This is a genomic window from Paenibacillus sp. Z6-24 (assembly GCF_054161335.1).
Window position 1 is genome coordinate 3,234,579 of sequence record NZ_CP096398.1, and the last position, 19,546, is coordinate 3,254,124.

Consider the following 19,546-nt stretch of genomic DNA (forward strand, 5'->3'; position numbering starts at 1 on the left):
CATTCCTCCCTCTCCTGGTACGATTCGTAATTGATGCTGCATGGTTATCAAGTCAAGCCTGTATCAGGCGTCAACTTCAATAGTTTCCAGGCTTTCCAGACTGTTAATGTTAATGAGTCGTACATTTTTATCTGTCTTTTTGATCAGGCCTGTCAGTACATTGCCCGGTCCAATTTCGATAAATGTATCCACACCTTCATTAATAAGGTAGCGAACACTGTCTTCCCATAATACAGGAGAATACACCTGTTCTACCAGCAGCGAACGGATATCATCACCCGACGTCACCTGACTGGCTGTTACATTGGCTACAACCGGAATTGCTGCATCTTGAATCTGTACTTCCTGCAGACGCTCGCCGAGACGTTCGGCTGCAGGCTTCATCAGGGAAGAATGGAAAGGTCCACTCACTTCCAGTGCAATCGCACGCTTGCCGCCGATCTCCTTGACCCGGCCGGCAACCGCATCGACGCCTTCCCGGGAACCCGATACAACGATCTGTCCCGGACAGTTGACATTGGCCAGCTCTACCGCATGACCGCCAGCTGTAATCTCTGCACACAACGCTGTCAGCGCTTCGCGTTCCGCACCCAGTACGGCTGCCATGGCACCCTGGCCGGCAGGAACAGCCTGTTCCATAAATTGTCCGCGAGCACGGACAATCGCTACCGCATCCTCAAAGGACAGTGCACCAGCCGCTACAAGAGCGCTGTATTCGCCAAGGCTGTGCCCTGCCACATAATCCGGCTGGATATTGCGGGCTTTGAGTGCTTCTAGCAGCGTGATGCTGGCTGTCAGCAGTGCAGGCTGCGTATTGGCTGTCTGCTTGAGTTCTTCTTCCGGACCTTCAAAAGCGAGTGTACTGATAGGAAAACCAAGCACTTCATCAGCCTTGTTGAAATACACTGCCGCTTCCGGCATTGCATCATATACATCCTTGGCCATGCCTGCTTTTTGTGCTCCCTGTCCGGGAAACACAAATGCGATTTTACCCATTCGGAATAACCTCCTGAAATCCGTTAATTATATTTGGTCGTTCATTTGCTGTCATGCTTATGCAGTTCTAATACTAACACGATCACCCGTTACCACACCAGCACGGATGCTCCCCATGTGAGACCGCCGCCAAAACCGACCATAACGACACGGTCGCCTTCGTTAATGCGTCCCTGTTCCACCGCTTCAACAAGAGCCAGCGGAATGGAAGCTGCGGATGTGTTGGCATAGTTCTGCACGTTGACCATTACACGGTCTTCGCTCAGGTTCAGACGCTCCATGGCAGACTGGATGATACGCACATTCGCCTGATGAGGAATGAACAGATCGATATCATCTTTGGACATTTCCGCTTTGCGCAGCACTTCTTCGGTCGCTGTGCCCATTACACGTACCGCGAATTTGAATACTTCACGTCCGCTCATCTGGATGAAATGCTGCTTGGCTTCCAGTGTCTCTGCAGAGGCCGGTGTTCTGGAACCGCCAGCCGGCAGTTTCAGCAGTTCGCCACCTGCACCTTCAGCACCCAGATCAAATGATTTGAATCCGCGTCCTTCGCCAACTTCACCGATCACTACCGCACCGGCTCCATCGCCGAACAGTACGCAGGTATTGCGGTCGGTGTAGTCCGTAATGCGGGACAGTGTATCCGCACCGATGATCAGGGCATTTTTGTACATGCCCATTTGCAGCATGCTGGTCGCTGCTGCCAGCGAGTAGACAAAGCCGGAGCAGGCGGCAGACAGGTCAAATGCTGCTGCTTTCTTGGCTCCAAGCTTTTCCTGCAAAATGCAGGCTGTGGAAGGGAAGGACATATCCGGCGTAATCGTCGCAATCACGATCAGATCCAGTTCTTCTGCCGTAATGCCTGCAGAAGCAATCGCCTTGACAGCCGCTTCATAGGCCAGATCCGAGGTCGCCTGATCCGGTGCAGCGATATGACGCTCACGAATACCGGTACGGCTGACGATCCATTCGTCATTCGTATCGACCATTTTCTCCAGATCAGCATTAGTTAATATTTTTTCAGGAACATATTTTCCTGTTCCGATAATTCCGATAGGCAAAACGCTCATATAGGTCACTCTTTTCTCGCTAATTTCCATGATGGATAAAATCTGCAAAAATGTGCAAATGGCAATTCAACAAAAACCTATTGTATAACTTCTTTGGAAATGTTGGCAACCAGTCCGCTGCTGACCGCTACTCTGGCCTGGCGCACAGCGTTTTTGATCGCTCCCGCATCAGAAGAACCATGGCTTTTGACAACCAGTCCGTTCAATCCGAGCAGTGGGGCACCGCCATGTTCCTTATAATCCAGTGTATCCTTGAGACCGCGCAGTTCAGGCATCAGCACGGCTGCCGCCAGTTTGTTCTTGAGCGATCGGGTAAAACTATCCTTGAGCAGGGAGAAAATCGCCGAGGCGGTTCCTTCCATGGACTTAAGCAGAATATTTCCGGCAAATCCATCGCATACAAGAACATCGCATACACCGTTCAGAATATCCCGCGCTTCTACATTGCCTACGAAATTGATCGGCAGTGCTTCAAGCAGCGGAAAAGCTTCCTTGGTCAACTCGTTGCCCTTTAGAGCTTCGGTACCGACATTCAGCAGGCCGATGCGGGGATTGGCGACACCCTGTACCTTTTCCCGGTAAATGCTGCCCATCAGTGCGTACTGCGCCAGATGTTCCGGCTTGGCATCCATATTGGCACCCAGATCGAGCGCCAGTACGCCCCGGCCGTCAATGGTCGGAATCATCGGCGCAAGGGCTGGCCGTTCAATCCCTGTCATACGTCCGACAACGAGCAGACCTGTCGTCATCAATGCTCCGGTATTACCGGCGGAAATCATCGCATCCGCTTCATTGTCCTTAACCATACGGCCTGCGACCACCATTGAAGAATCCTTTTTGCGCCGAACAGACTTGACCGGTTCATCATCCGGTTCAATCACTTCGGACGCATGTACAATACGGAGATTGGAAGGAATCTCGGATAGCAGTGATCGCATCCGCTGTTCATCACCAACCAGAATAATCTCCGTATCCTTCCATTCTTTTGCTGCCTGTAATCCGCCTAAGACATTGCTGTCTGGAGCATGATCTCCCCCCATCGCGTCAATCGCGATTCGCATGATCAAGTCCTCCTTCGTCGTGTTCTTCCCCGTCTGAACGGTAAATCACAAAGTTGCCCTGAAATACCATTTCTTCTCCCACATATGTCAGCACCTCTACCCGGGCTTTGCCCCTGCGGGTCGTGCCGGACTGTACATAGGCTTTGGCAATACATTTCTCTCCAAGGTTCACCGGACGCACAAACCGCAAATCCGCCGAAGCAGTCAAAGCGATTGCATCGTTAATGACAGCTACCGCCAGCGAGTTGGCCTGAGCAAAAATGTGGTGACCCCGGGCAATGTGGTTACGTGAGAATACATGCTCCTCACGAATCTCGAAAATGGAAATACCGCTCTTGTCCAACTGCAAATCAACAACTTCTCCGATAACTTCATCGAGCGGCAGTGACTTGACCTGATCGTAGGAACGTTCAGCCATCAGCTTCATCCGCTCCCGCAGCTCGGGAATACCCAGTTCCATCCGGTCCAGACGAATCGTCTGAATGCTTACTTTCAGCTGGCGGGTCAGTTCCTGATCCGTAACAAATGGATTATCCTCGATAATTTTGACGAGCCGCTGCTGCCGCTGCCTTTTGGGCAAACGTTCGATGGCCACACACCTCCCTTGTTGGCTACTGCTTTGATGCTGTTATGACATCCGAATGACGCCATACTGCTTTTGTAAACCTATATGTAAACCTGTTGGTTTCGTTTTAGAACCTGGTACTAAGAATGTAGTATAAAGCATATTTCCGCAAAAAGAAAGAGGCAGTACAATCTTCTTCCCTAAACCCATATACAACATGGGCTGACAGGCTTTATTGCTGTCTACATCCACCCTCCTGATCACGGAAATACCTCCATAATCTGCCTGCAAAACAAAAAAGTAGTACTCCATCAAGTGATGAAGTACTACTTTTACGAAAGACTATTGTTGTACAATCTCTCTTTGTTTGTAAGTTCCGCACACTTTGCACACGCGGTGAGATAATTTCATTTCTCCGCAGTTTTCGCATTTTACCATACCTGGTACTGCCAATTTAAAGTGTGTACGACGTTTGTCACGGCGTGTCTTGGAAGTTCTCCGTTGAGGTACTGCCATCGTTCCCACCTCCTTCATCTAATTGAATGCCATTTAACACTCTGAATACAGAGTTATCAAATCATTTGAAAAAATCCTTAAGTCCTGCCAGCCTAGGATCAATCGGCTGGTTATCGCAATCACAATCCTGTTCGTTCAGGTTGACTCCACATGTCGGGCACAATCCTTTGCAATCATCCTTGCATAGAACTGCCGCCGGCAAATCCATTAAAGCAGCTTCTTCCAGATAAGGTTGAAGATCCACAGTATCGCTCTTCACATATACTGCATTGTCTTCCTCGGCTACGTTCTCCGGTTCTTCGCCGTGTCTGATTTCCTCATGAACTTCAACATTAAGATGAAGATCTACAGGTCTCAGACAGCGGGCACACGCCATCTGTAAGTCAAGCTTCAACGTCCCGTTCACATCAACAGCCTGATCTACTCTGTACTTCGCCTTTACATCCACATGTAAAGGTGAAGCTGACAGGATATCATTACGTCCGCTTTTTACAAAGCCGGAATCAAGTGTCTGATGAAACTCTATAGGCTGATCGCTCTGCGCCATTTTTCTAAATTGGAATTGCATCATTATCACTCCAAACAAACAAAAATTATTATACCGATTAATGACTCTTTTTGTCAACGTATGATTTATTAATTCAGTATAATGATATCGTAAACGTATCATTTATAATAGAATCTACAAATTGCACATACGATTTATTTTACCATATTTTTACCCAAAAGAGGAGAGATTTTATGAAAGTTGCCAGTATTATTGTGGAATATAACCCGCTTCATAACGGACATCTGCTGCATATACATAAAACAAGGGAACTGACCGGCTGTGATGCCATTATCGCTGTTATGAGCGGAGGTTTTACCCAGCGCGGTGAACCTGCTGCTTTTAGCAAATGGGCAAGGGCAGAGATGGCCCTGCGCTGTGGATGTGATCTGGTGATCGAGCTGCCCTCCATCTATGTGGTGCAGCCTGCAGAATGGTTTGCCTACGGTGCGGTTTCTCTGCTGGAAGCGACCGGAGTGGTTGATCAGCTGGTATTTGGCAGTGAAGCCGGTTCGCTGCTTCATCTGAATGCCCTGGCTGACCTTCTGACAGACGAACGGCCTGAATTCAGGCAGAGACTTCAGGATGCGCTAAAGGAAGGACTGAGCTACCCTGCAGCGGTCAGTCAGGCTGCCGGTACGGCAGAAAGCATCTCATCGAAAGCGGCAGCCCTGTTAAGCGAACCCAATAATACACTGGGGCTTCAATATCTGATTGCCCTGAGGCGTCTGAACAGTTCCATCGTACCCGGTACCATTCAGCGGGAAAAGTCCCATTATCATGATCCGCAGCCTGTGCATGAACAGATTGCCAGCGCAACGGCGATTCGTAATCTGCTCATGGAGCAGCCGGATCGGGCCGCTGCCTATATGCCTGCAGAAGTCATGCGCATTATCCACAATGAGACCGAATCCGGACGCGGGCCGGTTCACATCAATGACCTCTGGCAGCCGCTGCTGCAGACGATAGCCACTGCTACACCTGCCCGCTTGGCTGACTATTACGATATGACTGAAGGACTGGAATACCGCCTGCTGTCCAAATTAACATCCCTGACAGATTGTTCGGTGACCGGACTGCTGGACAGCCTCAAGACCCGGCGATATACATACGTCCGGCTGCAGCGGCTGATCGCCCATCTGCTGCTCGGCCACCGGCGGACCGAACTGACGGAAGCCACCCTGCAGGACGGTCCCGGCTACCTGCGTGTGCTTGGCTTTACCGAATATGGACGCCAGCTGCTCAAATTAATGAAGAAAACGTCCACTTTGCCTGTAATTACCCGTCCCGCCGATACGAATCATCCGCATATGGAGATGGATATCCGGGCAACCGTGATGCAGGCGTCCGCTTTTGCTTCACAGGATATTCGTCAGCTGTATTCCGATTATTATCGTGCTCCGATCAGAGTCTAGAGAGTGCATCATTATATACGGATATAATATGAATCCTATTGCCGCACAAAAAAAGCATCGTCACGAATGACGATGCTTTTCAGTATACCTATGCAGCGTAGTGCAGCAAGCCTGCTGGAAGCTCACTAGCTGCTTAAAATTGGTTTAATCTTTTGCAGGCAGACGATCCAGTTCATGGAGTGCATCATCCAGCGTCTTCACCGGAATCAGGCGCATGGTGGAATTCATTTTTTGCAGCTGCTTCTGGGCATCCGGATAATTCCCCTGGGGAACAAAGAAAATTTCGGCTCCTTTTTCCTGGGCAGCCACTACTTTGTGCTGGACGCCGCCAATCACGCCGACATTGCCCTGAACATCGATTGTTCCTGTGCCGGCGATCCGGTAGCCTTTGCTCAGGTCTCCGTCTGTCAGTTGATTGTAAATCTCCAGCGTGAACATTAATCCCGCCGAGGGACCTCCAATGCTCGTACTGGCAAAGTGAACTTCATGCGCCGGATCATCCGGCGTGACCTTTTGCACTTCGCCAATCGATACGCCAAACCCAACACGTGACTTGCCGCTGGCATCCCGGAAGCTTTTGAGTGTAATCTGCTGCTCTACCGTCACACCTGCACGGTCAAACGTAACATTGACCGTATCGCCGGCCTTTTGGCTTTGTAATACCTTTTCCAGCTGTTTAAATGAATCGATCGCCTGCCCATCCAGCTTGACAAACCGGTCACCGGCATGGATCTGTGTGGTACCTTCCGGCACATTGATCACAAATACATACTGCGGCTCAACTGAGTAAGGCACTCCCGCCCGGTGATAGGCGGCGGCAACCGCGTTGGACTGGGAGCTGTTCATATAATACAGCTGCTGGGCCTCATATTCCTTACGGTCCGACTGCGGTGGTCTGGGACCGATTTCCTCATTATCATCAAAAACGCTTCCGATCAGCATCGCCATGTTGGCATAACTTACCGACACGGTCGTCATCATAAACGTGCCTTTCTCGGTAGGATCGCCGCCGCTGACAGTGACCATCGGCTTCAACTCGTCTGCACTGCCCGGTGCGTTAAGCACATAAGGGGTCGGCATATAGACAAGTACATATACAAGAATAATCAGGCATAGTAAATACAGCCAGGACCGTCTCGAAGACAGCGGCGGACGAATATTTCGGCCGGACATGAGGTTCTCTCCTTTGGTGTCTGATGCGCTGACGCTCAGTAGGTGTATGGGCAATTCTGCTTCCTTTTATTATCCCATGTCCACCGATCCAATTCCACTACAGACTGCCTTCTACAGGCTGTCTGTCGGCATGAATTTGCGCTGCAGCTGCTGCTCAATCACCGGCGGTACAAAATCGGATACATTGCCGTTAAAGCGGGCAATTTCCTTGACCATACTGGAACTTAAATACGAGTAGCGCGGATTGGTCATCATAAAGATGGTCTCTGCATCCGGGTTCAACTCACGATTAATGGAAGCCATCTGCAATTCATACTCAAAATCCGTTACCGAACGAATCCCGCGTACGACTACCTGTGCTTCACGTTCACGAATATAGTTCGCCAGCAGATCGCGGAAGCTGTCGATCTCGACATTGGGCAGATCGGCGGTCACTTCTTTTAGCTGAGCGACACGTTCTTCGACAGTAAACAGCGGCTTTTTGCTCAGATTGTTCAGTACGGAGACGATCAGTGTATCGAACTGCCGGGCAGCACGCTGAATAATATCCAGATGTCCCATCGTCACCGGATCAAAGCTGCCGGGATATACGGCTACACGTCCCTTATTCGCTGCATTATTCATTCTCCGCACCTCCCTGTTCATCTTCCGGTTCATACCGGTATACATGTACGGTGGTCTCGCCGTATACAGCCTGCCGTACACCCTGGAAATGTTTCAATTCTTCAGGATAACGATGACTGCTCTCAAACTCCAGCACGATAGTGGCTCCACGGTTGAGCAGATGACGCTCATGCATCTCGGTCATTAGCTCTGTGCCATTTTTCATCCGGTAAGGCGGGTCCAGGAACACCAGATCAAATGCGGCGTCCTTTTTGGCCAGCACTTTGAGCGCACGTCCGGCTTCATTGCGGTATACCTCTGCCTGGTCACTGAGGCTGGCCGCTTTGAGATTGCCTTTGACCACTTCAATGCTCTTGTACTCCATATCTATAAATATGCCGCGTTCCATCCCGCGGCTGAGCGCTTCAATACCGAGTCCACCGGTACCGGCGAACAGATCCAGCACGGTTCCTCCTTCAAAATAGGGACCGATAATACTGAAAATCGCTTCCTTGACCTTGTCGGTGGTTGGCCGGGTTCCATTCCCGGGTACCGCTTTGAGCGGTCTGCCTTTGGCACTGCCTGATATGACTCTCATCTATTTATTCACCCGTTCTCTGATTTAGCATCGGACGCTGTAGCAAACGGAAAGTACAGCTTGTCCGCAAGCCATTTGTCCTGTAAATTACGACGCTATCGTATCATATCACAGCCCTTTTTCAAAATCATCGGATAATCTGCTTGCTTTGTTCAAGCCGGATTTGCTACAATACTGAACAAACGTTCAGTGTTGAGGTGACATGATGAATAAAAAGCAGGCCCAGAGTGAATTGACCCGCAAAAAAATAAGTGAGGCGGCCCGAGGCCTGTTTGTACAAAAGGGATACAAGGCGACTTCCATCGAAGATATTGTCGCCGCCACAGGCAGCAGCAAAGGCAACATCTATTATCATTTCAAAAGCAAGGAAGGCCTCTTCCTTTATTTATTAAATGAATGGGATCGTGACTGGCTTGATAAATGGCAGGAAAAGCAGTCTTCCTATGCTACGGTAACCGATAAATTATTCGGCCTGGCCGAGCAGATCATCCAGGAAGAACTGAATCATCCGCTTACTCGTGCCGCTGACGAATTCTTCAGTAACGATGAGCAAAAAAGCGAAGTGGAAGAAAAAATGACCAGTATGATGGCCGAACATCTGCAGTTTAACCGCACACTGATTCAGGAAGGCATTGATGCAGGTGAATTTGCGGCAGGCCATGTGGAAGAAAAAGCGATGGTACTAGAGAGCATTCTGGTCGGTCTCAGTCAGACGTCCCGCAATGCTTCAATCGAGTCCATGCTGAGCAGTTATCAGTTTGCCATTCGGACATTTCTGTATGGAATTTCCAGAGAAAAATGACAGGTGCGAACGACCTGTCTCTCTTCCGGTATACCCATATATGAGTACAGAACGAATGTTCAGTATATGAAAATCAATACATGATATGGTGGAGGATACAATGGCACTTTTATTACGCAACCGGGCAGCCTTGCTGCTGCTCATGTTCAACATTTTTCTCGTCTTTACCGGGATTGGTCTGGTCATTCCGATCATGCCAACCTATATGAACGAGCTGCATATCGGAGGCAGCATTCTGGGCTTGATGGTCGCAGCATTCTCGATCAGCCAGCTCGTCTTTTCTCCTTTTACAGGACGTCTGTCCGACCGGGTCGGCCGCAAAAAGCTGATCATCGCCGGGATGGTTATTTTCGCCATTTCGGAATGGCTGTTTGCCATCGCCAATGCACCGGGTCTGCTGTTCGTCTCACGCATGATCGGCGGTCTCGGCGCCGCCCTGATTATGCCATCGGTTATGGCGTATGCAGCGGATATTACTTCCAATGAAGAACGTGGTGCCGGGATGGGATTTATCAATGCGGCGATTACGACCGGCTTCATTATCGGTCCGGGAATCGGCGGTCTGCTGGCTGAGTACGGTATTCGTGTACCATTCTTCGCAGCGGCTGTAGCCGGACTGATCGCTGCTGTGGCTACCCTTATTCTGCTGCCGGAATCACTGAGTCCGGAACGCCGGGCACAGCTGGCTACCGCGCAGGATGCAGGTCCGCGAAGCAGTCTGGTTCGGCAGCTGATGGAATCGTACCGCAAGCCTTATTTCCTGAGCCTGGTTATCGTGTTCGTCGCTTCATTCGGACTGGCGAACTATGAAACGGTATTTTCCCTGTTTGTCGATCATAAATTCGGATTCACCGCACGGGATATCGCCATTATTATTACCTTCGGCTCGATCGCCGGCGCGGTTGTACAGGCGACTATATTCGGCTGGATGATCAACCGGTTCGGCGGACAGCGACTGATCGTGATCTGTCTGATTGCCTCGGCGGTATTCATCTCGCTGACACTGCTGGTGCACACGTACTTCCTGATCTTTGTAGTCACATTTGCCGTCTTTCTGGCCATGGATATTTTGCGTCCGGCGATCGGGACACAGCTGTCCCAGAATGCCGGAGATGAGCAGGGGTATATCGCCGGTCTGAATTCGGCGTATACCAGTCTCGGTAATATTGCCGGTCCGGTCGTAGCCGGGGCATTGTTCGATCTGGATATTAACTACCCTTATGTACTGGCAGCTGTCGTATTATGTGTATGCTTCCTGCTGGCCATGCGGGTCAAACCGCCGAGATGGAATGATACTCAGACCGAATCCATCCAAGCATAAGAACAAGTAAAAAAACACCTCCATTGAAACGCCGTTTATTTAGACGAGTCGTTTCAATGGAGGTGTTTACATTTCACCCGTTATTAATTTACGATAAATTTCACTCTTGTACCGTTCGGGTAATTCTCAAGCCGGTTGCCTACCCAAGAGCCGGCGCCGCGATTGTCCGAAGGGGTCACATAACGGATATCTGCACCGGTACCACCTTCCAGACACATCGCCATCGGCCACTCATCGCGGTCATAGCCGGATTTGGTCGGTACACCTCTCAAGGAATCTTCACGACGCTTACTAGCACCTGCCCGGTCGATTGTGCATACATCCGAATGGCCGTCTGCAACCGCATCGCGGATATGATCGGCTGTCTCCGGATAACGATCCGACGGGAAATTCAGCGTATAATCGTAAGCTGCTGCTGCATACACCTTATGTACTTGTGCTTCGCCCTGAAGCAGTATCGGCAATGTCATCATCATCACCAGCATTGTTACCGTCATCCATACTTTTTTCATCTCATCATCTCACTTCCATTTTATTGGCAAAGCAGGAAAACCTAGATTAGTTTAAATCATTGTATTTAAAACTTAAATCACTTTATGTAAATTTATTCCACTATTTGTGTAAATAATGGAATAAAAAAGAACCCTGCCTTATCCCAGGCAGGGTCTATACAAAATATATATTTAAAAGGGGTATGTAGATATTTTAACCAATCCACCTAAAAATAACCTGATATTCACCTAAAAGCTACATGAAGCGGGCGCATAAAAGGCTGGAGAGCGGGCAGCCCGTCAATTCTACCAGTGGTAGAACCTTCTCTTCTTGCTCTGCTGCGTTGTTTGCTGCAATTAATCATTTGGACTTTTGCAGCCGATAACCATACTATGCCCTGTCTTAGGCAGGAAAGGAGGAAGCATCCATGGATATCCCTGCTTTGTCAACGGCAATGAGTCAGGCTTCTGTAGCTCAAGCTGCCGGAATCCAGGTTATGTCTTTATCAAAAGATATGATGGAACAGCAAGGCCAACAACTGGCTCAGATGCTCCAACAAGCTCCGCACCCGAATCTTGGTAAAAGTCTGGACATTCGTGCCTGAGTACTTGTGTCTGCGGACAGCAATTATTTTAGACATGCTTCAAGCGGCTTAACATGCTTCAATCCGAATTCGGGAACAGCACAAACCGCCTCAATTGACATTCGTTGAGGCAGTTTGTGCTGTTCTCTGCTTCTTTTGATGTTTGTATATATCTTTGGATGGGCGGCTCCGATCAGGACAATTCCTCCAGCGCCGTTCGTGCTAGCGTCTGCAGGACGGCATCTTCCATCGGTGGATTATGCAGTCCTGCACGCACATCGCGATACAGGCGCTCCAGCGGCAGATTTCTGGATAAAGCGGCTCCGCCGACGATTTTCATCGCTTTGTCGACGACCTGATTGGCCAGATGAACCGCATTGTATTTGACCAGTCCAAAGTCGGGACGCATATGCTTGCGCTGCTCGGGTTCACGATCCCAGCGATCTGCCACATCGTACATCAGCGTACGCGCCAGCCGCAGCTCGCTCTCGATCTGACCGATCCACTGCCGGATATGCGGTAGCGTGGCGATCGGTTCATTCAGACTGTTGGGCGTATAGCTGGCGGCAAATTCCAGCGCGAAATCACGCGCCGCATAAGCGATGCCGAGGTAGCAGGCCGGAATATGCAGCAGCCAGCCATCTCCATCATCCCGCTCTGATTTGGATGTACCAGGCAGATGGATCGACAGCACCTGACGATCCGGCACAAACACCTGATCCAGAATCACATCATGGCTGCCGGTTGCTCGCATACCGAGTGTATTCCATGTCTCCTCGATGCTGATCCCATCCCGTGACCGCACCAGAAAATCCCCAATCTCCGGCTGATCCTCAATGCCTGCACTGACGATGAAGTCGGTCAGCAGCGGACTGAGTGTACTGTAAGTCTTCCGGCCGCTGAGCAGCCATCCTCCCTCTGTACGTACGGCCGTCGTCTGTGGACGACCGCCGCGTGTGGGACTGCCTGTTCCGCGTTCACTGGCGAATTTGTTGATCATATTACCATGGGCAACCACATCCCGGCAGAACTCTGAAAAGGTCGGCTCCGGCCAGCCATCCGACTCGCGAAAATGCAGCATCATGCCGCCATGCCAGCCGGCACTGAGTGCGGTAGAACCGTCTCCGCGTGCGATACGCTCCTGCACAAGCAGCCATTCATACAGTCCCAGTCCTTCTCCGCCATATTCCCTGGCTACAGTCAGTTTGGCATAACCGGCTTCCTTTAATTCCTGGAAATTCTCAAAAGGAAACGAGCCTTCCTCATCATGCTTGGCTGCGCGCTCAGCGAACCTTACTGCCAGACGGTCGGCCCATGCGGCCAGCTTGGCTTCCTTTTCATTGCGGATAAACAGATCGATTCGTTTGTCAGTCATATGTAACTCATCCTCTCCAACGCTTTGGTCTATTTAATCGGAATACTGCCTGATTTTTATACTATATAAATTCAATGTTTTTAGTCGGATAAATGCGGTGAGCAATGTCCAAGAGATACATGACTCGCCTATTTCCCTATAAGCCGTTAAACGCGAAACCGGGTCCCTCATCAAACAGGCAGTCAGGCTTCACCTGTATTACTTTCCTCTATACTTTCCTGCAGCATCATTCTTCCTGCAGAAAATCCAGAAAATCGCCAAACGATTTGGCTACCAACTCCAGCTCCTGCAAATCCATTAACCAGATATAGATGCTACCGTAATCCGGCTGATCCCGCAGGGATATCAGAAAATTATTGCCACCCTGATCATAGGCAAAAGGAAACAGCAGTTCCAGCTGCTCAAAGCTCTCCAGCAGATCGGCATAGAGCTGCTCTGCTGGCAGCTGTCCATAGCGAATAGAATCAAATCCTCCTACAATAAGCGCATTTCCTTCCCGGTCTTCCGGTAAATATCCGCCATTGTAACACAGATAATACTGCTTGAAAGCTGGGGGCAGCGGACGACCGAGTCGGGCTTCCAGTTCCTCCAGATTCTTGGCCGTCAAAGGATGTTCACTTTGTTCCAGTACAGGCTCCATTCATTGTTCCTCCAGATGGATTATTACTGTATTATGAGCCACTTTGATATTCATTAGATCAGACATAAACAGAAACCGCAGCATCCCGGTATACGGAATCTGCGGCGCTGCGGTTATGATGATCCATTGAGCCTGCTGTTACTTCTCACAGGCATGCGCTTGGAACAAATTATATCATGCACTCTGCCAGTTCGCAGCTTTTCCCAGATTGAATGCGTAAGCTGCTATACCCTTCACTCCCGGACGAACGACGAAGACGCCTCCCGCAGGATAATTGGCTGCTTCATCGTCTTCGCGTGCTGTCGTAATATACAGCTCATCCAGCTCGGTTCCGCCAAACGTACAGGCGGTGACACATTTGGCCGGTACCTGAACTTCACCGATAATCTGGCCGGTAGACGGATCAATCCGCGATACCCGGCTGCCACCCCAGCGGGCAACCCACAGCATGCCTTCGGCATCGATGGTCATGCCATCCGGGTAGCCTTCGCTATCGTCCAGCTCGGCTACTACGCGGCCGTCGGCAATGGATCCGTCCTCCATATTATAATCAAAAGCCGTAATCTGGCAGGTCGGTGTATCGATATAATAAAGCGTACGGTGATCACTGCTCCATGCCAGACCATTGGAAGTGGATACTTCATCCAGCAGCAGGCGCACATGACCTTCCGTATCCATACTGTACAATGCGCCCTGCTTTTTCTCACCATTCAGGCTCATCGTGCCGGCGAGCAAGCGTCCGGCAGGATCGCATTTGCCATCATTGAACCGGTTGCCCGGGCGGCCTTCCTCGGGATCATGAATCAGCGTCTTGCTGCCGTCAGCGAGATCAATCCGGTAAAATCCGCTGAACAGTGCCCCGATCACTTCGGTGTCCATATAGGGAACCACCGCTCCAATATGCTCTCCTACATCGATCGTCCGATCTTCTCCTGTCACCGGATTATAGATATGCAGCTGGTAGCCTTCGATATCCACCCATAACAGGTGCTGCTGGTCTGCATTCCAACTCGGACCTTCGCCAAGCTTGGCTTTGGCATCAATCACCAATTCTGCGGTATACTGCTTCATTGTGTGTCCTCCAGATGTGTAGTTTCAGGACTGTACCGGGGAACGGCTCCAATCGTATCCGAGTCCCTGCAAAAATGCCCGTGCCAGCACCATATGTCCTTTGGTATTCGGATGAACATGATCCCAGCCGTGGGACAGACTCGCCGGATATATGTACTGGCTGATATCGTCAAATGCCGCCTGTGTATCCACAAACAGCGTCCCATTCTCTTCCGCAATGCGTTTTACGACAGCACCGTATACATCCATCGTTGCTCTCATCGGATCTTCCGGTGTGGTGCTCATATAGTATGGCGTCATCAGCACGATGCCTTTTACTTTTGGTAATGTTTGCTCTACCAGTTTGCGCAGCGTCTGCTCGTACTCTTCCAGATAGACATGGATATGGGGCTCGGTCGGATTGTCGAATTGACGCCATACATCATTGATTCCGATCATAATAGATACCCAGTCAGGTGTATGGGCAAACACATCCTGCTCCCAGCGACCTTCCAGATCACGTACGGTATTGCCGCCGATTCCGGTATTCAGTACCCGAAATGCATAGTCCGGATAAACCGCTTGCAAAAGTGCATCCACGAGCGATACATAGCCGTCCCCAATACTTCCATTCTGACCTACAGGACGTCCGCGGCCGCAATCGGTTACCGAATCGCCAATCATTAACAGGGTGCTGTTTTTATCCATTTTCATCTCTGCCATCTCCTCTTTATCAATGAATCCAATCCGTGAAGCAGATCCTTACCAGCCCTGACGATGAAGCCAGGATATGCATTGTCTGGTCCAGTTTCCCATAACTGGGTGGTCCAGTGCAAGTCCTTTTCCATGACCGCCGCTCTCATATACATGCAGCTCGAACGGCACACCGTGTTCCTCGAGTGCAAGCGCCATGCGCAGACTGTTCTGTACCGGTACCGCATCATCATCGGCCGTATGCCAGATAAAGGCTGGCGGGGTCATCGCGCTCACCTGTTTCTCTGCGCTGCTGCCGGTTACGAGCTCTATCGCAGCCTGATCACCGAGCAGGGACATGCGAGAGCCTTCATGTCCAAAGCTGTCCATCGTAATGACCGGATAACAGAGCACCATCAGGTCCGGGCGTGAGCTGACTTCGCGATGAAGACCACTCAGCAGCTCGGTCTCCTGTTCCTGGAATACCGTTCCTGTCATCGCTGCCAGATGTCCTCCGGCCGAGAAACCGAGAATGCCGATCCGGGAAGGGTCCACTCCATACTCAGCTGCATTGGCCCGGACATGCCGAACTGCGCTCTGCCCGTCTTCGAGCGGAGTCCGCCGCTGACGCGGAGAGAGACGATAATGCAGCACAAACGCGGAGATTCCATTTTCATTCAGCCATTCTGCGACTGGGGCGCCTTCGTGATCGGCACGAAATTCATAACCACCGCCCGGCAGTACAATCACTGCACTGTGCGCATCAGGCAGCAAATACGGTACCAGATACGGCCGCTCTCCCTGATCATCCACGACGGCAGGATCAGCGATCCAAATTTTGTCCATTTTCCTGTTCCTCCACTCTCTGTGTGTATAGACCCCATCATCATCTGTCCAGCAGACTGGGTAACCCACTGGACAGATGATGATGGAGTGGAATATCATATTCCAGCTCTGCTGCATCAGCCTTTTCAAACGCTATTATTGTAAGCGCTTAACAAAATAATCTCAATCAAAATGTGCATGACTGATGTTCAGCCAATACACATTTTAATAAAGATTGCGAAATTGTTCAGGAGTGACTCCTTCCAGACGTCGGAAAGTCGCCACAAAATGACTGGAATCCCGAAAACCGACCTGGCCGGATACTTCCTTGATCGTCATGCGCGGATACAGAGTCATCAGTTCCTTGGCTTTGCGAAGACGCAGCAAAATAAAATACGCATAAGCGGTCATACCAAAAGTCTGACGGAACAATGTATTCAAATGTCGGGCGCTGACGCCTACCTGAATCGCCATATCTTCCAGTCCGATATTCGGATCATCATAATGCGCCTCCATGAAGCTCATTAGCGGTGCCAATCTCTCTACGGTATGGGACAGGGAGGGCAGATTATTAATGCGGCCGTGCTTTTTGAGCATAGTCAGAAAACGGTACAGATCTGCGCTCGTATCCAGACCTGACAGATCCCGGTTGCTGCGGATTTTGCCCAGCATATTTCCTGCAAAAGCTTCCAGTTCACAATCCCGATCCCATTCATAATAAGCAGAATGCGACAGCCCAAAGGTAGATAGCAGTCCAAGTGATTGCGGACCACCAAAAGTCAGATAGATGGTCTCCCATACACTGCTGACCGGACGGTAGCTGTGTGCATCGCGCGGAGCCAGGAGCACTCCCGAGCCGGGTTTGAGCAAATAACGTGCACCGCCAAAAGCGAACTCCCCTTCACCATGCACGGTCTGAAGCCAGTGATAGCACGGATATCCATCCGGGCGATCAATATATTCCTGATCCGGATTCTCGCCGATACTTTCCATATGAATAGGAAGCTGAAGGTCTTTGAGCTCTGTAAAAAAGCGCCGATGCGGGTTGGTTACGTACATGATACGTTCACATCCTATATCCATATTTTTATACTATACACGGTTTATCTTATATTTTACAAGGGGTGGTTATGATTTAGTATAGAGGTATTCTTATATAAGGAGTGACAGAATTGATTAGCAGCAAACTTCCGAAAATCTTCTACGGCGGGGACTACAACCCCGAGCAATGGGACAAACAGACACATCAGGAAGACCTCGGCATGTTCAAACAGGCCGGAATCGATATCGCTACCTTGAACGTCTTCTCATGGGCACGCAATCAGCCGGACGAAGTTACATATCAGTTCGAATGGTTGGACGAGCTTATCGACAGCCTTTATGAAAACGGTATCTATACCTGTCTGGCTACCAGCACAGCTGCCCATCCGGCCTGGATGGCTACACGCTATCCCGATATTCTGCGTACGGACAAGGATGGCCGCAAACGCAAATTCGGCGGACGCCACAATTCTTGCCCAAACAGCCCGACGTACCGCAAATATTCGGTTGAGATTGCCCGTCGTCTGGCAGAGCGCTATAAGGATCACCCGGCTATTCTGGTGTGGCATATCTCCAACGAATACGGCGGTGACTGTTACTGCGAGAACTGTGAAAAGGCCTTCCGGGTATGGCTCAAGCAGCGCTACGGTACACTCGATGCCGTCAATGCAGCCTGGAATACCGGCTTCTGGGGCCATACCTTTTATGACTGGGATGAGATTGTACTCCCTGACAACCGCAGTGAAGAATGGGGCGAGAACAGCTCCAGCTTCCAGGGAATCTCGCTCGACTACTCCCGTTTCAATTCAGATAGTATGCTGGAATGCTACCGTCTGGAATACGATGCTGTACGCTCCGTTATTCCGGACGCTCTGATCACCACCAACCTGATGGGCTTCTACAAGCCGCTGGATTATTTTAAATGGGCAAAATATATGGACATCATCTCCTGGGACAATTATCCGGGCCTGGATACGCCGGTCAGCTTTACCGCCCTCGCTCATGATCTGATGCGCGGCATCAAAAACGGTGAGTCGTTCATGCTGATGGAGCAGACGCCGAGCCAACAGAACTGGCAGGCCTATAACTCGCTGAAACGCCCTGGCGTGATGCGTCTCTGGAGTTATCAGGCGGTAGCTCATGGTGCGGATACGGTTATGTTCTTCCAGATGCGACGGTCGGCTGGCGCCTGTGAGAAATTCCATGGCGCCGTTATTGAACATGTCGGACATTCGGATACCCGTGTATTCCGGGAAGTGAGTGAACTCGGGTCTGAGCTGCAGCAGCTCGGCGATCAGCTGCTTGATTCACGGATAGAAGCAAAGGTAGCCATTCTGTTCGATTGGGACAACTGGTGGGCGGTCGAGAAGTCCAGCGGTCCGACCATCGCCCTGAAATACGTCGATCAGATTCATAAGTATTACAAAGCCTTTTACGACCGTAATGTACAGGTGGATATCATCAGCGTCGACTCTGATTTCAGCGGATACGACATCCTCCTCGCACCTGTACTATACATGGTCAAGCCGGGGTTAGCCGACAAGTTGGAAAAATTCACCAGCAGCGGTGGCACTTTCGTTACCACTTTCTTTAGCGGAATCGTCGGTGAATCCGATCTGGTCACCCTGGGTGGTTATCCTGGCGAACTGCGCCAGCTGCTAGGCATCTGGGTCGAAGAAATTGACGCTCTGTTGCCGTCCATGCGCAACCGGATCGTCATGGATGGTACGCTTGGTGAACTAAGCGGTGACTATGAATGCGGCATGCTGTGCGATCTGCTGCACAGCGAAGGAGCAGACGTGCTCGCCCGGTATGGTGAAGACTTTTACCAGGGGATGCCGGTTCTGACCCGCAATGCCTTTGGCAAGGGTGAAGCATGGTATATCGCTTCGGATGGCGAGGAGACATTCATCGCCGCACTTATGAAGCATTTGTGTGAGCAAAAGAACATTCAACCGGTACTGGATACTCCTGCAGGTGTCGAAGCCGGATGCCGCGTCAAAGACGGAAAACGGTTCCTGTTCCTGCTCAACCATAACGCCGAAGCAGCTGTCGTAGAGCTTGGAAACCTTGACGCTAACGATCTGTTGAGTAATAATCAAGTTACTTCCTCTATTGAGGTTCCAGCGCGCGGTTCTATTCTCTTATCTGTAAAATAATTACATCGGATACCT

21 protein-coding genes are annotated in these 19,546 nt (G+C 50.5%); 5 read left to right on the plus strand and 16 right to left on the minus strand.

The genetic code is table 11. The features are described 5' to 3' along the window. Positions 1-63 precede the first annotated feature (63 nt). From fabD to M1D61_RS14020, 6 genes are all read right to left on the minus strand, one after another. Positions 64-996 carry an ACP S-malonyltransferase gene (gene fabD, locus M1D61_RS13995; protein WP_458119212.1) on the minus strand — a complete coding sequence of 311 codons (933 nt, stop codon included), beginning with the start codon at positions 994-996 and terminating at the stop codon, positions 64-66. An 89-nt stretch (positions 997-1,085) separates the two neighbouring features. Next, positions 1,086-2,072 (minus strand): beta-ketoacyl-ACP synthase III, encoded by a 987-nt coding sequence (locus tag M1D61_RS14000; RefSeq protein ID WP_458119214.1) that lies wholly within the window; start codon positions 2,070-2,072, stop codon positions 1,086-1,088. A 77-nt stretch (positions 2,073-2,149) separates the two neighbouring features. After that, on the minus strand, positions 2,150-3,133 hold the full coding sequence (gene plsX, locus M1D61_RS14005) for a phosphate acyltransferase PlsX (RefSeq protein ID WP_458119215.1): 984 nt from the start codon (positions 3,131-3,133) through the stop codon (positions 2,150-2,152). Further along, positions 3,117-3,713: a transcription factor FapR gene (gene fapR / locus M1D61_RS14010; RefSeq protein WP_458122513.1), complete on the minus strand. Its 597-nt coding sequence runs from the start codon at positions 3,711-3,713 to the stop codon at positions 3,117-3,119. The genes plsX and fapR overlap by 17 nt, the downstream gene beginning before the upstream one ends. Before the next feature lie 327 nt (positions 3,714-4,040). Then, positions 4,041-4,214 (minus strand): 50S ribosomal protein L32, encoded by a 174-nt coding sequence (gene rpmF, locus M1D61_RS14015; RefSeq protein WP_081604133.1) that lies wholly within the window; start codon positions 4,212-4,214, stop codon positions 4,041-4,043. A gap of 61 nt (positions 4,215-4,275) precedes the next feature. After that, positions 4,276-4,785, minus strand: coding sequence for a YceD family protein (locus tag M1D61_RS14020; protein ID WP_458119217.1), 510 nt, complete (start codon positions 4,783-4,785; stop codon positions 4,276-4,278). Positions 4,786-4,955: 170 nt separating this feature from the next. Between M1D61_RS14020 and M1D61_RS14025 the strand changes: the two genes are divergently transcribed. Beyond that, on the plus strand, positions 4,956-6,176 hold the full coding sequence (locus tag M1D61_RS14025) for a nucleotidyltransferase (protein WP_458119218.1): 1,221 nt from the start codon (positions 4,956-4,958) through the stop codon (positions 6,174-6,176). A gap of 144 nt (positions 6,177-6,320) precedes the next feature. On the opposite strand, the gene M1D61_RS14030 is transcribed toward M1D61_RS14025, so the two are convergent. From M1D61_RS14030 to rsmD, 3 genes are all read right to left on the minus strand, one after another. Next, a complete protein-coding gene (locus tag M1D61_RS14030; protein WP_458119220.1) occupies positions 6,321-7,349 on the minus strand; it encodes a YlbL family protein in 1,029 nt (342 codons plus the stop codon). A 111-nt stretch (positions 7,350-7,460) separates the two neighbouring features. Continuing rightward, on the minus strand, positions 7,461-7,973 hold the full coding sequence (gene coaD / locus M1D61_RS14035; protein ID WP_458119222.1) for a pantetheine-phosphate adenylyltransferase: 513 nt from the start codon (positions 7,971-7,973) through the stop codon (positions 7,461-7,463). Then, positions 7,966-8,550, minus strand: a complete 585-nt coding sequence (gene rsmD / locus M1D61_RS14040) for a 16S rRNA (guanine(966)-N(2))-methyltransferase RsmD (RefSeq protein WP_458119223.1) — start codon at positions 8,548-8,550, stop codon at positions 7,966-7,968. Before rsmD ends, coaD begins: the two co-directional genes overlap by 8 nt. A gap of 205 nt (positions 8,551-8,755) precedes the next feature. Between rsmD and M1D61_RS14045 the strand changes: the two genes are divergently transcribed. Further along, complete coding sequence (locus tag M1D61_RS14045) at positions 8,756-9,352, plus strand: TetR/AcrR family transcriptional regulator (RefSeq protein WP_458122514.1); 597 nt, start codon at positions 8,756-8,758, stop codon at positions 9,350-9,352. Positions 9,353-9,452: 100 nt separating this feature from the next. Continuing rightward, complete coding sequence (locus tag M1D61_RS14050) at positions 9,453-10,673, plus strand: MFS transporter (RefSeq protein ID WP_458119225.1); 1,221 nt, start codon at positions 9,453-9,455, stop codon at positions 10,671-10,673. A gap of 83 nt (positions 10,674-10,756) precedes the next feature. On the opposite strand, the gene M1D61_RS14055 is transcribed toward M1D61_RS14050, so the two are convergent. Beyond that, positions 10,757-11,185, minus strand: coding sequence for a NucA/NucB deoxyribonuclease domain-containing protein (locus tag M1D61_RS14055; protein WP_458119227.1), 429 nt, complete (start codon positions 11,183-11,185; stop codon positions 10,757-10,759). A 407-nt stretch (positions 11,186-11,592) separates the two neighbouring features. Between M1D61_RS14055 and M1D61_RS14060 the strand changes: the two genes are divergently transcribed. Then, a complete protein-coding gene (locus M1D61_RS14060) occupies positions 11,593-11,769 on the plus strand; it encodes a YjfB family protein (protein ID WP_458119228.1) in 177 nt (58 codons plus the stop codon). A gap of 172 nt (positions 11,770-11,941) precedes the next feature. Here M1D61_RS14060 and M1D61_RS14065 read toward each other — a convergent pair whose 3' ends face one another. The 6 genes from M1D61_RS14065 to M1D61_RS14090 form a co-directional block, all read right to left on the minus strand. Further along, positions 11,942-13,123: an acyl-CoA dehydrogenase family protein gene (locus M1D61_RS14065; protein ID WP_458119230.1), complete on the minus strand. Its 1,182-nt coding sequence runs from the start codon at positions 13,121-13,123 to the stop codon at positions 11,942-11,944. A 226-nt stretch (positions 13,124-13,349) separates the two neighbouring features. Beyond that, positions 13,350-13,763, minus strand: coding sequence for an SMI1/KNR4 family protein (locus tag M1D61_RS14070; RefSeq protein ID WP_458119231.1), 414 nt, complete (start codon positions 13,761-13,763; stop codon positions 13,350-13,352). Between the two features lie 174 nt (positions 13,764-13,937). Continuing rightward, positions 13,938-14,834: an SMP-30/gluconolactonase/LRE family protein gene (locus tag M1D61_RS14075; protein ID WP_458119232.1), complete on the minus strand. Its 897-nt coding sequence runs from the start codon at positions 14,832-14,834 to the stop codon at positions 13,938-13,940. 24 nt (positions 14,835-14,858) lie between these two features. After that, positions 14,859-15,527 carry an SGNH/GDSL hydrolase family protein gene (locus tag M1D61_RS14080; protein WP_458119234.1) on the minus strand — a complete coding sequence of 223 codons (669 nt, stop codon included), beginning with the start codon at positions 15,525-15,527 and terminating at the stop codon, positions 14,859-14,861. A 48-nt stretch (positions 15,528-15,575) separates the two neighbouring features. Beyond that, on the minus strand, positions 15,576-16,352 hold the full coding sequence (locus M1D61_RS14085) for an alpha/beta hydrolase (protein ID WP_458119235.1): 777 nt from the start codon (positions 16,350-16,352) through the stop codon (positions 15,576-15,578). A gap of 204 nt (positions 16,353-16,556) precedes the next feature. Then, positions 16,557-17,390, minus strand: a complete 834-nt coding sequence (locus M1D61_RS14090) for a helix-turn-helix domain-containing protein (RefSeq protein WP_458119237.1) — start codon at positions 17,388-17,390, stop codon at positions 16,557-16,559. 113 nt (positions 17,391-17,503) lie between these two features. On the opposite strand from M1D61_RS14090, the gene M1D61_RS14095 reads away from it, so the two are divergent. Further along, positions 17,504-19,531, plus strand: a complete 2,028-nt coding sequence (locus M1D61_RS14095; protein ID WP_458119238.1) for a beta-galactosidase — start codon at positions 17,504-17,506, stop codon at positions 19,529-19,531. Positions 19,532-19,546 lie beyond the last annotated feature (15 nt).